Below are 13,596 nucleotides of genomic sequence, written 5' to 3' on the forward strand. Positions count from 1 at the left end.
GATAACCACCAGATGCGCATCGAAAAAAGAGGCCACCAGACAGCGATCCGTCTGGTGGTCTACATCATGAATGCGTCTGTTTATTTTTCTTCTGTAAGACCTGCCATCATAGGACCTAACGTTTCTCTGGAAGCATCCTTCTGATCCACGATTCCCATGATCCTGCCTTCAAACATAACCATAATACGATCCGAAAGCTCAATCAGCTCATCCAGTTCCGTAGAAACCATAAGCACCGCTGTGCCTCGGTCTCTCTGTTCCATGATTTTAGACTGGATATACTTGGTTGCGCCAATATCCAGACCTCTGGAGGGGTGGACTGCCACAAGAAGCTTGGGCGTACGGTCTAACTCACGTCCTACCACAAATTTCTGCTGGTTTCCGCCAGAAAGATTAATCGCCTGCTCCTTGATCGTAGGTGTCTTTACCTTAAAAAGCTGACAGATCTTCTTACTGTGATCTGCGATCCATTTCCAGTTCAGGAATTTATGCAGAGAAAACAGCTTCTGATCATAGCTTACCAGGATCAGGTTTTCCTCTATGGACATAGCCCCTACCATACCGTATTTATGGCGGTCCTCCGGGATATGGGCCACATCCAGGTTTAATATCTGCTTTGGTGTATAGTTAGTCGTATCAGTATCACAGATCATAATCTTTCCCTCGGAAGGTTTTCTGAGTCCTGTAATACACTGGATCAGTTCTGACTGTCCGTTTCCGTCTACACCGCAGACGCCTAAAATCTCACCGCCCTGAAGTTCAAAGCTTACATCCTTTACCGCTGGAAGCCCCCTGTCATTTAAACAGGTCAGATGCTCTACCCGAAGGCGTTCTCCCGTATATTCCGGCGGTTTGCGCTCCGTTTTTAACTCTACCTGGTGGCCTACCATGAGATTTGCCAGTTCCTGTCGGTTATGTACTTCAGAGATCTCCACCGTAGCTGCCAGCTTGCCCTGGCGCAGAACCGTACAGCGGTCGCAGATTTTCATGATTTCATTCAGCTTATGGCTGATAAAGATAACGGTGTGGCCTTCACTTGTAAGCTTATTCATCATGTCAAACAGACCATCTACCTCGTCCGGCGTGAGAACAGCTGTAGGCTCGTCCAGGATCAGAAGCTTTGCATCGCGGTAAAGAGCCTTTAAAATCTCCAGTCGCTGCTGCTGGCCGACAGAAAGCTGCTCGACTCTCACCCAGGGATCGATTTCCATGTTATAGCGTTTTCCAAGCTCTGTAAAGCGTTCTGCCGCCGCTTTTAAATCCAGGACCTGTTTATTTTCCTTTAGGCCAAGAACCACATTTTCGATTACGGTCAGGGCCGGAATCAGCATAAAATGCTGATGCACCATTCCAATTCCCAGAGCAATGGCCTGTTTTGGATCATTGATCACAACCTTCTGCCCGTTAAACCAGATTTCGCCCTCATAGCTGTCGTACATACCGTACAGACAGTTCATAAGGGTTGATTTTCCGGCTCCGTTTTCACCCAAAAGAGCATGGACCTCGCCTTTTTTTACACTCAGATTCACATCTTCATTGGCAACTACCGAAGCAAAGCGCTTGGTAATGTGCTTCATTTCCAAAATATACTCTGACATCCTGTTTTCCCCCCTATTCCTTTCTGTAAGCAACACCGCTGCAGGCCGGTTTATTGCTGCGCTTTGCAAACATACACAGTGCTACTATGGTGATGAAATAAGGAAGCATATTTAAGAACTGGTAATAGCTTCCGATGCCGGTTGTCAGCAGACGGTATTTTAACGCATCTGCCGCGCCAAACAGCAGCGCAGCCCAAAGTACCGTCTTGGGGGAATAATTTCCGAATACGCACACAGCCAGGGCCATAAAGCCTTTGCCAGAAACCATGCCCTCTGTAAAGGAAGAAAGCTGCCCCATGGAAACAAAAGAGCCTGCAAAGCCTGCCATCATGCCGGAAAACAGAACGGCTCCATAGCGAATGCGGAATACATTGATACCCACCGTATCACAGGCCTTGGGATACTCTCCCACTGCTCTTACCTTAAGGCCGATATTGGTGCGCTGAAGGACAAACCAGCATACCGGTACGCTTAAAAAAGCCAGATAAACGGGAAATGACCAGTTAAACAGCACTTCTCCCAAAATAGGAATCTTTGACAGTCCGGGAATAGGGATGGCTTCATAACCGGCTACCTTCTCACCATTTAACAGAAGCCTGTTTAATGTGATGGTAAAGCCGCCTGCGAAAATATTAAAGGCAGTTCCTACTACGATCTGATTGGAACGCAGGGTAATGGTAAAAAAAGCAAAGATCAGAGCCATAGCAAAGCCGCCTGCAATTGCTAAAAGAGCTCCCATGGCAGAGGAACCCGTAAGAGCCGCGCCAAGACAGCCCAAAAGAGCTCCTACCAGCATAATACCCTCTGTTCCGATATTTACGATACCGGCCCGCTCGCTGAAAACCAGTCCAAGAGCAGCCAGAAGAAGCGGTGTGGCAGTTCTGATATCCGCTGTCAGAAAGTTAGTAATAAAATCAGCCATGGTTTTCACCTCCTGTTACCCCGTGGGCTTTTTCTTTCTGTAACTTCCTGCCAAACCAGATAAACAGTTCCCGGCTGACAGCAAAGATAATGATCATACCCTGGATCATATAAATAGAAGCAGAAGGAACCTTTGCAAGCAGCTGCATCTTCACACCTCCTGCATTGAGGGCTCCGAACAGAATACCCGATACGATGATCCCCACCGGGCTGCAGCCGCCAAGAAGGGCCACTGCAACACCGCTGAAGCCAAAGTTATTGGAAAAGCCCTCTGTAAGGAAGTACTGCAGGCCGATAATATTGATAATACCGCCAAGACCCGCAAAGCCACCTGCCAAAAACATGGACAAGATAGAGTTGACGGGGATATTCATACCGGAATACCGGCCTGCGTTGGGATTCATGCCAATCACACGCATCTCATAGCCTCTGGTCGTCTTCCACATGAATACATAGTAAATGAGCACTGCGATCAAAGCAAAGATGATACCCAGATGAAGCCTGGTCTGAGGAAGAATGATCGGAAGCTTCACTGCATCTACAACGGAAGGCATACGGGGCGCAGCTCCCGGAGTTGCATCACGGAAAGGCGGATTTGTCACGCAGAAACTTACAAACTCCAGAGCAATATAATTGAGCATGATCGTGGTGATCAGCTCACTGGCTCCAAATTTCATCTTTAAAACCGCAACGATCAATCCCCACAAAGCACCGCCGATAAAGCCGCACAGAAGAACGAACAAGATATGGATCACTGGCGGAAGTCCATGGATATGGGAGCCGGCCAGAGAACCCAGAATCGCTCCGATATAAAGCTGCCCCTCCGCGCCCAGGTTTACCATACCGCAGCGCAGGGCAATAGCATAGCTGAGAGCAGTGAAAATAAGAGGGGTTGTCTGGATCAGGGTTTCTGCAATGGAGTTTTTGCTTCCAAATGCCCCCTTTAACAAGCTGGAATACGCTTTTCCTGCATCATAGCCCATAGCTGACAGTATGACCGCTCCCAGCACCAGCGCAACGACAATTGAGGCAAGCGGAAAGGTTAATTCCTTTAATTTTTTCACAATTTCTTTCTGCATATCTTTTTCCATCCTTTTGTTCAGGCACTTTTGACAAAAGGAGCTGCCAGAAACGTTCCTGACAGCTCCAATTCAATGACCATGGTTCAATTACTGAAGAGAAATCTCAACCTCTCCCTTTGCCATCTTGTCAATGGTTTCCTGAAGCCTTGTCTTTGCTTCATCGTTTACATCACCGAACCACTCGGTTGCATAAACAACACCCTTGTTTGCTCCATAAGTTTCTACCTCGGTTGGATTTAACTCACCCTTTGCATATGCGTCAAAGGTAGACTTAATTGCAATGGCAACATCCTTTACAATGATAATTTTAGTAGCAGTAGGAGCAGATGATTCCTGTCCAAGGCCGCAGCCAACCGCCATAACGCCTTTCTCCTCTCCTGCTTCCATGATGCCTACGCTGGCGTCATTTGCCATAGGAGAAATAACATCGGCTCCGCCCTCGATGATTGAGATGGCAGTTTCCTTTGCCTGGTTTACATCTGTAAAGCTTCCCGTGTTGATGCGGGTTGCTTCTACATTCAAGCCGTAGGTGGAATTGACATAGTCAACACCCTGCTGGAAACCGGAGGATCCCAGCTTAATGGGATTGATCTCCTGTCCGCCTACAAAGCCAACCTTTCCAGTCTCAGACAGGAGAGCTGCTGCAACACCCTGCAAAAAGCCCTGCTCCTCATCTGCGATGCGGACAGAAATAAAGTTGCCGTCTACGATGGTTCCGTTGATCTGCACAAAGGTTGTATCCGGGAAGTCCTTTGCAACAGGAGTACAGTAATCCTGATAGGAATTGGTGGTCAGATAAACCAGATTAAAGCCCTCGGAAGCGTATGTACGGGCTGCCTCAGCAGCATCTGTATCGCTGATGTTTTCCATATAAGCAATCTCTGCACCGGCTTCTTCAATGGATTTTAAGCCATTGTACTGGGTTTCATTCCAGTTTCCGTCATTGATCGCTCCTCCAAAGATAGCTGCAACCTTTAAGCCGGAAGTTTCCTTCGCCTCCCCGCCCTCAGCGGCCTTGCCGCCCTCTTCCTTCGCTGCCTCGGTAGATGCCGGAGCTGCTGCAGACTCCTCTGTTTTGCTGCCGCAAGCGGTCAGTGCTGTCATTGACATAGCTGCCGCAAGCATCAGTGCTGTTAATTTTTTCATAAATCTGTCCTCCTTTTTGTTTTTCCCCTCCTTTTTCGCAAGAAATGGGGATTTGAGAAACATCAATTACTTAACACCTCTATTATGGCAAATCTGGATAAAATTGTCAATATATTAACTCTTTTTTTATAAAAAAGAACGAAAAACACGAAAAATAAAGGAAATAAAGCGAAATGCAGAAATTAAAAAAGATCTCCAGAATTGCTTCCGAAGATCTTTTTATTTTTAATTGAGTAAGGAGAAATTAGTCCTCTACGCTTACGATCTCGCGCTTATTATAGCTTCCGCAAGCTTTACATACTCTATGAGGCATCATCAGGGCTCCGCACTTGCTGCACTTAACCAGATTTGGTGCGCTCATCTTCCAGTTTGCTCTACGGCTGTCTCTTCTTGCTTTAGAAGATTTATTCTTTGGACAAATAGACATGGTTTACACCTCCTTCAACTGTTTAAAAATATCCTGGATAACTGACATTCTCGGGTCCAGTGACTTGCCTGCGCAGTCACAAGTCCCACGGTTGAGATTTGTGCCACATCTATTGCAAATTCCCTTACAGTCTTCACTGCAGAGAACTCTCATAGGCAGGTTCAGGGTTAACTCATTACCAACCAGCTGGTCGACATCCAGATTATAACCTTTGATATAGAACTGCTCATCCAGATCTGCAATCCGGTCTTCACCGGTCTGCTTCATATCAACTTCCTGATCGATCACAAGATTAAAGGAAACCCTTACAGGTTCAAGGCATCTGGCGCAGACCATCGACAGCGTGAGCGCTGCCTCTCCGATCACGGTAAACACCTTATTACCCTCATTTGTAACAGTCAGCGTTACGGGTTCCTTTTCCACAATCTCATAGTCTCCGTCAGCAGCGTGAAATGAAGTCATCTCCAATGGGACTGTGTAAGTTCTGGACTTTCCCTCAACGGGAAACAGTTCTGATAAGTTGATCAGCATATCATACTCCTTGATATGCACCTTTGTTATTATACATAGGTGCATGGGGTTTGTCAACAAAATTTTGCCATATTTTTACCGAACTCTTTTTTACAGGCAAAAACCGCTGTCAAGCAGCTTTACTTTACAAGGCGAAGGGTCTCTCTTGCGATTGCCAGCTCCTCATTGGTTGGGATCAGCATTACCTTAACCTTAGAATCAGGAGCAGAAATAACGGTGCGCTTTCCTCTTACATCATTAGCAGCATCGTCGATCTTTACGCCCAGATAGCCCAGGTACTCGCAGACTTTCTTTCTGGTTGCCTTGTCATTCTCACCTACGCCGGCTGTAAAGGCAATGGCATCCACACCGTTCATGGCTGCAGTGTAAGCGCCTACATACTTAGCCACACGATATACGAATGCATCCAGAGCTACCTCTGCTAAATGGTTGCCCTCTTTTGCAGCATTCTCAATATCACGGAAGTCGCTGGAGATACCGTTTGTCATGCCCAGAACGCCGGACTTCTTATTTAATACATTGAGAACCTCGTTTACATCCATGTTCTCTTTATTTGCAATAAACTGTACGACAGCAGGGTCTACGTCACCGCTTCTGGTACCCATGATCAGGCCCTCAAGAGGAGTAAGTCCCATGCTGGTGTCCACGCACTTGCCGCCGATGGAAGCAGATACACTGGCGCCGTTTCCTAAATGGCATACGATCACCTTTGCATTCTCCGGATCCAGACCGCCGAACTTGATCGCCTCGCCGGATACGAACATGTGGCTGGTTCCGTGGAAGCCGTAGCGGCGGATGCTGTATTTCTCAAAATACTCATGAGGAATCGCATACATATAAGCTTTCTCAGGCATAGCCATACCAAAGGCAGTATCCCATACAGCTACGTTTGGCTTTCCGGGCATAGCCTCCTCGCAGGCCTCGATACCCATCAGGTTTGCAGGGTTGTGCAGAGGTCCAAGGTCGAAGCACTCGCGGATCACACGCTTTACGTCATCATTCACAACAACGGAATCGCTGTATACCATACCGCCGTGAAGTACTCGGTGGCCGATCGCAGAAATCTCATCTGTGTTTGTGATCACGCCATGGTCTGCATCCTGCAGAGCTTCCATAACAAGGCTGATCGCTACGGTATGATTTGGCATCGGCTGCTCAAGCACGAACTTGTCCTTGCCCTCTGGCTGGTGGGTCAGCTTGGATCCGTCAATACCGATACGCTCGCAAAGGCCCTTTGCGATTACATTTTCATTTTCCATATCGATCAGCTGGTACTTTAAAGAGGAACTTCCGCAGTTGATAACTAAAATCTTCATGATAGATATTTTCTCCTTTTACATATTCTGGCACTGTACGGCTGTAATTGCCACAACACCCACGATGTCGTCAGCAGAGCAGCCCCTGGACAGATCGTTTACAGGTCTGGCAATGCCCTGGCACATTGGGCCGTAAGCCTCTGCCTTGCCAAGTCTCTGAACCAGCTTGTAGCCGATGTTGCCTGCATCCAGATCCGGGAATACCAGAACGTTTGCATGGCCTGCTACCTTGCTGTCAGGAGCCTTGGAAGCGCCGATCTCAGGAACGATCGCAGCATCCAGCTGAAGCTCGCCGTCTAAAGCAAGCTCAGGAGCCATCTCCTTTGCGATCCGTGTAGCTTCTACTACCTTGTCAACGTCAGCATGCTTTGCGCTTCCCTTGGAAGAATGGGACAGCATGGCAACCTTTGGCTCATGGCCCGTAAGCATCTTAAAGCTCTCTGCAGAGGAAACAGCGATCGCTGCCAGCTCTTCCGGATTCGGATTCTGGTTCAAACCGCAGTCAGCGAATACGAAGGTTCCGTTGTCGCCCAGATCACAGTTCGGCACTTCCATTAAGAAGAAAGCGGAAACCAGCTTGGTGCCGGGAGCTGTTTTAATAACCTGAAGGCAGGGTCTTAAAGTATTGGCTGTAGAATGGCAGGCGCCGGAAACCATTCCGTCGGCATCTCCGTTCTTGATCATCAGGCAGCCATAGTAAGCGTAATCGCTTAAGATAGTCTCCCTTGCCTTCTCAGGAGTCATCCCCTTTGCCTTTCTCAGCTCTACGAATAAATCAATATATTCCTGAGTCTTCTCATAGGTCTGAGGGTTTACGATGGTAGCGCCGGAAACATCCAGGCCCTCGCTGTGCTCGCCGATATCCTCAGGCGTACCGATGATGATCAGGTTAGCCAGTCCTTCCTTTAAAATCTTTTCAGCAGCTACCCATGTTCTGCGATCCATGGACTCCGGAAGAACGATGGTTTTTTTATCTGCTCTTGCTTTTTCTTTGATAATATCGATTACTGCCATAATCTTATTTACCCCTTTCCTTATGTTAAAGCATATAGTCTTATTATATACGCACCCGTAACCGGAAACAAGTCGATTTTCATAAATTTTTGCATTTTTTTGAATACCTGTACCGCAGAACACAAAAAGTCCCCGAAAATGAGTTTTTCTCTTCCGGGGGCTTTCACTGCCGATACGCCGCGGGGGCGGTCAGATTTTTTCGTAACGGTCTACATTTATCACAAAGATGGTTGCGCCGCCCACATCTACCGTCATGGGCATCGTTGCATAATTTACCATTGTCGTACCGGAGATATAGGGCATATTTACAGTCAGCTTCTGATGCTGTCCGCACTCCTGCTTAATGATGGAAATAACCTCTTCTACCTTATCGTCTTCTGCACCGATCATCAGTGTGGTATTTCCTTTTTTCAGGAAACCTCCGGTGGTAGACAGGCGGGTTACGCTGTAGCGGTGTTGTGTAAGCTGGCTTACCACATCATCCTCATTGTCATTGCGTACGATTGCATATATTAACTTCATAAGCCAAACCTCCTTTTTCGGTTTATTGAAGCTATTATATCACACAATTCTGAAAAATAGTGTAAAAATTTTTATTTTTACGGATTATTTTTATGAGTTGGCTGCCGGCTTTGTTCCCAGTGTAATGGACACTTCATGCTCTACGTATGCACCGTTTACCAGAGACTGTACCGTAAGAGTAATTTCATCCCCTCCCTCATAATAGGCCAGCATATCCTTCAGCTCCTCCATCGTGGTAATGGACTGGCCGTCAAATTTGGTAATGATATCCTTTTCCTTCAGATCCGAAGATGCTGCTGCACCTCCAGGAACAATCTTGTATACATATACGCCTACCGGCATGCCATAAGCCTGTGAGGTTCCTGCATCAATATTGGTTCCCTGAATGCCAAGGTAGCCCTGAGATGCTTCATCTACCGCTTCTCTTGTTTTCTTGGTCATCAGACCGTCTAAAATTTCCCGGGCGCTGGTAATAGGGATTGCAAAGCCCATACCTTCTACCTCTGTGGAAGCAGTTTTGGCTGCATTGATACCGATCACATTTCCCTGAAGGTCAATGAGGGCGCCGCCGCTGTTTCCGGGATTAATGGCCGCATCGGTCTGGATATAGGTATGGACAATGCCGTTTTCATCCGTGATCTGGCGGTCTAAGGCACTGACATAGCCTACGGTAACAGACTGGCCATACCCCAGAGCATTTCCGATAGCAATTACCTGCTGTCCTACTTTTGCATTATCCGAATCTCCCATAGTAGCAATCTGGATTTTGCTCATGGTATCGGAAGGAATATCTGAAAGTTTTACAGCGATGATCGCCAGATCCGTGGCTGAATCTGTACCCTTAATAGCGGCAGAAACGTCTTTGTTGTCTGAAAATGTAACTGTAAGATCGGTAGAACCGGCTACTACATGGTTATTGGTGGCAATAAGAAGCTCTGTGTCATTCTTTCCTACAATAATGCCGGAACCGCTGCTCTGTGTCTGGTACGCCTGTGTCCTTCCAAAGAAATCCCTCTGCTGGATGGTCATGGTATCTGTAATCGCTACAATAGACGGCATGGCCTTCTCCACAATCGCGGAAACATCCGTTACAGTGGAAACTGTGGTTGTGTTTCCGCTGCCCGGCATAGTATTTGGCGCCGTTTCCTGAGCCTCTGTTGCAGCCTGCGGCTGTTCCTGTACATCAGCCATGATCCCTGTCATATTCATCAGTCTGGAACCTGCATAGTTAACGCCTGTCATCACACCGCCGGATACCGTGCCAAACAGGACAGCTGCCGCAGTAATCCCTGCTGCCCTACGTATCATGCGCTTTCCAGAAGATGTTTTTTTCTTTTTTTCATATTTCCGGCTGTCCCCGGAAAAATCCCTGTCCTGTCGGAACTGGTTATTGTATGGGGTATTTTCCCTCCAGGATGCATTTTCACCGGAAGGATGGTTCTGCAGCGGTTCTGTTTCTCTGCTCCGGGACTCATCTGTGCTGCGTCCCTCCTCCAGCTTTTGGGGCGTAGTCCAGTTTACCTTTCTTTCCTCTCTTTCATCCTGATTCATCTGCTCTCTATCTTTTTCTTCGTACATAACGAATGCTCCTTTCGTACACTTCCTTTTGATGGTTCAATCATACGAAAGAGAATTGTTTGATTTGTGACGAAATTGTGGAAATTTTGTGTCCTTGTGTTTATGTTCCTGCCTGTTAAACTGCAGGCCGTTTTAAGTTTCCGGTTGATAATTTTGCAAAAACAGGTAATATAATAGTGAGAATACGGCAGTTCTGCCGCTAAAGGAGCAGCTTATGAATATAACCGGAATTATTGCAGAATATAACCCTTTTCACGGAGGACACTGTTTTCATATAGAAGAAGCAAAAAAAAAGACAAATGCCGATTACTGCATTGTCGTTATGAGCGGGGATTTTGTCCAGCGGGGAGAACCGGCTGTTTTTGATAAATACCTCCGAACAAAAATGGCTCTGATGGGAGGGGCAGATCTTGTGATTGAGCTGCCCTCCGTCTTTGCGGTCAGCAGCGCCGAAGACTTTGCCGCCTGCGGGGTAAATCTTTTAAGCCGGCTGGGAGCCGTAACCCATCTCTGCTTCGGAAGTGAGGATGGAAATCTGGAAGGAATCCAGGCCGCTGCAAAGATTTTATCCGATGAAAGCCCTGATTTTTCAGCCCGTCTGCGGGAAGGATTAAAGCTGGGTTTAAGCTGGCCCCAGGCAAGAAACAGAGCCCTTCTTTCCATGGACATATGTTCCTGTTTCAAGGAGGATTCATTAAGCCGCCTTCTGGGATCTCCAAACAATCTTCTGGGAATTGAATACTGCAAAGCCATTTTCCGTTGCCGCAGCACCATCCGTCCTGTAACCATCCAGAGAAAGGGACAGGGATATCACGATAAAACGCTGGAATCGGGACAGGCATCCGCATCTGCGATCCGAAAAAGCCTTCTTGCATCTCAGCCGGAAAAAAAAGCCCGGTCTCACGAAGATTGTGTTTCCTGGGAGCCTCCCATTTCTTTATCGTCCCACATTCCTCCCCACATTCTCCCGCTTTATTCCCAGGGAAGGATTCTTGGGCCTGAAGACTGCGCAGGGCTTCTAAACTACCGCCTTCTTTCCCTGTTCCATAAGGGGGAGGATCTGACTGCGTTTTCAGATGTATCTAAGGAACTGGCTGACCGGCTCACCGGACAGCTGCTGCAGTATGAGGGCTGGGAAGGAAGGATCCGCCAGTTAAAAACAAAGCAGTATACCTATACGCGGATCAGCCGCTCTCTGACCCATATTCTTCTGGAAATCACAGATGCGCAGGTATTAAAGGCCAAGGAACTGGGCTATTCCCCCTATGCCAGGATCCTGGGCTTTAAAAAAGAGGCAGGATCTCTTTTGTCTCTTTTAAAGAAACAGTCTGAGATCCCGCTTATTACAAAAACTGCAAATGCCTCACAAATCCTTACTGAGGAAGCCATGACGCTTTTTAAGCAGGATCTGTTTGCCTCCCATGTACGCCAGAGTATGGAAGCAGCAAAGTATGGACAGACCGGGCGAAACGAATTTAATCAGCCCATCTGCATTATATAGCCGGTCAGTCCTGCCCTTCTTTCCGGCATCATTCATCTGTTCCTGCACGTTCTCCTGTTCCAAGTTCCGGCGCAAGAAGCCGTACGATCGCCGGATCTGCCTGGAGAAATTCCAGAAGCTTTCTAAGTTCTGTGCCGGTCTTCTCCCGTGCCTTTTTGAAAGCAGCGTCATTTCCCTGGCGGACTGCCCGAATGAGGATGTTTTTGGGAGTGTGTTCCATGTCGATAAATTCCAAAATCTGGGTACGATAGCCCCGGTACTCCAGTACCTGAGCCCGGATGGCATCCGTATACAGGGCAGCCATACGCTCTTTGATCAGGCCATAGCCAAATACCGGCTTCATTAACGGATTTTCAATCTGGCGGTTTAACTCATGCTGGCAGCAGGGAACAGACAAAATCACCTTTGCTCCCCATCCCACAGCCTTTTCCATGGCGTAGTCCGTAGCCAGATCACAGGCATGAAGGGTTACAACCATATCCACCCGATCTACGCCTTCGTAGGAAGCAATATCCCCGCAGAAGAAGCTTAAGCGGTCATAACCATAGGATTTTGCCAGAGTATCACAGCGGCAGATCACATCTTCCTTTAAGTCAAGGCCGATGATCCGGATCGGATACCCCCTTAGCTCCTTCAGATAATAATACATAGCAAAGGTCAGATAGGACTTTCCGCAGCCAAAATCCAGGATCACAGACTCTCTCGCAGGATCCAGATTCGGGAGAATATCTTCGATAAATTCCAGGAACCGGTTGATCTGGCGGTATTTATCATAACGGCTGCGGACAACCTTTCCTTCTGCCGTCATAACCCCCAGATCCACTAAAAAAGGAACCGGGATTCCCTCTTCCAGAATATAACGCTTTTTGCGGTTGTGCTCCAAAAGGCGCAGCCCGTTTTCCTGTCCGTCAAAGCGCGGACGGATTTTTTCGGAACCGGCAGCCTCTGTCCGTTCCTTCCTTCGGATTTTTACGGTTATTTTTCCCTTTTTGCTTACCAAAACCACTCCGGTTCCATGAATACCGCTCATCTCTGCCTGTCTGAAATTCTTATTAAGCATCTGGCAGACATAGGCGACCGCCTCTTCTTTCGTCAGGTTTCGGTGAAAGGCCTGTTTTCCTATCTGTTCCTCTGCCTGAAATACCAGCTCCCCCTTTAAAAGCAGGGGACGGATCCGGCTGCGGCTGCACCCGGAAGGCTCTGTGGGATGGCTTAAAAGCAGCCGCTCCAGCCCCTCATCTAAAAACAGCTCCAGCCCTTCTTCCAGCTTTTTGCGTTCATTCTGATCCATGGGAACACTCCTTTTTATTTCAGTCTGTTTCAGCCTTCCTTCCAGTTTTTTCTCAAAAGCTCCGGACAGGCCTCCAGATGGGCATAGTCATTAAAGCGTTCCAGTGTAAAACGCCTGTGGCCTCTGTCCCATTTTAACTGTGTGATACTTGTATTTTCCAGATCCTTTCCAAGAAGCCTCCATTTTTCCAGAGGCATCCCCAGATACCAGGCTGCCATGGTTCGGATCACTCCGCCGTGAGTCACCACGGCAATCCTCTCATGACCACTCTCTGCAAGCCGTTCCAAAACCGGGCCTGCCCTGCGGATCACATCTGCCGCACATTCTCCGCCCGGATAGGGCAGATCCTCTGTCATGGCAGCCTGACGCTCTTTAAATTCCCGGAAGCGGACTGCGATCTCTTCATCTGGAAGCCCCTCCATTTCCCCAAAAGAAATCTCTCCAAGCTCCGGACAGACCTGATGAGGCAGGAGTAAAAAACGGTTTATCTCCTCAGCCGTCTGTACCGCCCGGATCAGGCTGCTGGAATAAAGAACCTCAATTCCCCAGTCTGCAAGCCTATGGCCAAGAAGGGCAGCCTGACGGCGGCCCTCCGGAGAAAGATCCACATTTACATTACAGAGCCTGCTGCTCTGGCGGCCATGACGTATAAGATACAGCTCCATAAAC

The 13,596-nt window shown here is 47.9% G+C and carries 13 protein-coding genes; 1 reads left to right on the forward strand and 12 read right to left on the reverse strand.

The annotated features are described in order from the left end of the window. Positions 1 to 80: 80 nt before the first annotated feature. The 10 genes from ACZM6M_RS05705 to ACZM6M_RS05750 form a co-directional block, all read right to left on the reverse strand. The gene (locus ACZM6M_RS05705; RefSeq protein WP_066548631.1) at positions 81 to 1,598 is read right to left on the reverse strand and encodes an ABC transporter ATP-binding protein; all 1,518 of its coding nucleotides are present in this window, start codon (positions 1,596 to 1,598) and stop codon (positions 81 to 83) included. Between the two features lie 13 nt (positions 1,599 to 1,611). Beyond that, positions 1,612 to 2,520 (reverse strand): ABC transporter permease, encoded by a 909-nt coding sequence (locus tag ACZM6M_RS05710; RefSeq protein WP_066548632.1) that lies wholly within the window; start codon positions 2,518 to 2,520, stop codon positions 1,612 to 1,614. Further along, positions 2,513 to 3,598, reverse strand: a complete 1,086-nt coding sequence (locus tag ACZM6M_RS05715) for an ABC transporter permease (protein ID WP_066548636.1) — start codon at positions 3,596 to 3,598, stop codon at positions 2,513 to 2,515. Before ACZM6M_RS05715 ends, ACZM6M_RS05710 begins: the two co-directional genes overlap by 8 nt. 90 nt (positions 3,599 to 3,688) lie before the next feature. Beyond that, positions 3,689 to 4,747 carry a BMP family protein gene (locus ACZM6M_RS05720; RefSeq protein WP_337433286.1) on the reverse strand — a complete coding sequence of 353 codons (1,059 nt, stop codon included), beginning with the start codon at positions 4,745 to 4,747 and terminating at the stop codon, positions 3,689 to 3,691. A 244-nt stretch (positions 4,748 to 4,991) separates the two neighbouring features. After that, positions 4,992 to 5,174: a 50S ribosomal protein L32 gene (gene rpmF / locus ACZM6M_RS05725; protein WP_002564324.1), complete on the reverse strand. Its 183-nt coding sequence runs from the start codon at positions 5,172 to 5,174 to the stop codon at positions 4,992 to 4,994. A 3-nt stretch (positions 5,175 to 5,177) separates the two neighbouring features. Further along, a complete protein-coding gene (locus tag ACZM6M_RS05730; protein WP_066548648.1) occupies positions 5,178 to 5,705 on the reverse strand; it encodes a YceD family protein in 528 nt (175 codons plus the stop codon). A gap of 119 nt (positions 5,706 to 5,824) precedes the next feature. Further along, the gene (locus ACZM6M_RS05735; RefSeq protein WP_066548650.1) at positions 5,825 to 7,021 is read right to left on the reverse strand and encodes an acetate/propionate family kinase; all 1,197 of its coding nucleotides are present in this window, start codon (positions 7,019 to 7,021) and stop codon (positions 5,825 to 5,827) included. Positions 7,022 to 7,039: 18 nt separating this feature from the next. Then, on the reverse strand, positions 7,040 to 8,035 hold the full coding sequence (gene pta / locus ACZM6M_RS05740) for a phosphate acetyltransferase (protein ID WP_066548652.1): 996 nt from the start codon (positions 8,033 to 8,035) through the stop codon (positions 7,040 to 7,042). Between the two features lie 189 nt (positions 8,036 to 8,224). After that, a complete protein-coding gene (locus ACZM6M_RS05745; RefSeq protein WP_066548657.1) occupies positions 8,225 to 8,557 on the reverse strand; it encodes a cyclic-di-AMP receptor in 333 nt (110 codons plus the stop codon). Positions 8,558 to 8,647: 90 nt separating this feature from the next. Next, positions 8,648 to 10,135 (reverse strand): S1C family serine protease, encoded by a 1,488-nt coding sequence (locus ACZM6M_RS05750; RefSeq protein ID WP_337433285.1) that lies wholly within the window; start codon positions 10,133 to 10,135, stop codon positions 8,648 to 8,650. Between the two features lie 214 nt (positions 10,136 to 10,349). On the opposite strand from ACZM6M_RS05750, the gene ACZM6M_RS05755 reads away from it, so the two are divergent. Next, positions 10,350 to 11,636, forward strand: a complete 1,287-nt coding sequence (locus ACZM6M_RS05755; protein WP_337433284.1) for a tRNA(Met) cytidine acetate ligase — start codon at positions 10,350 to 10,352, stop codon at positions 11,634 to 11,636. 28 nt (positions 11,637 to 11,664) lie between these two features. On the opposite strand, the gene ACZM6M_RS05760 is transcribed toward ACZM6M_RS05755, so the two are convergent. Together ACZM6M_RS05760 and ACZM6M_RS05765 are read right to left on the reverse strand one after the other, a co-directional pair. Further along, on the reverse strand, positions 11,665 to 12,927 hold the full coding sequence (locus ACZM6M_RS05760; protein WP_337433283.1) for a class I SAM-dependent methyltransferase: 1,263 nt from the start codon (positions 12,925 to 12,927) through the stop codon (positions 11,665 to 11,667). 29 nt (positions 12,928 to 12,956) lie between these two features. Next, a complete protein-coding gene (locus tag ACZM6M_RS05765; RefSeq protein WP_317439491.1) occupies positions 12,957 to 13,592 on the reverse strand; it encodes a histidine phosphatase family protein in 636 nt (211 codons plus the stop codon). Between the last annotated feature and the right edge of the window lie 4 nt (positions 13,593 to 13,596).

The sequence above is a fragment of the Enterocloster sp. genome (assembly GCF_057861365.1).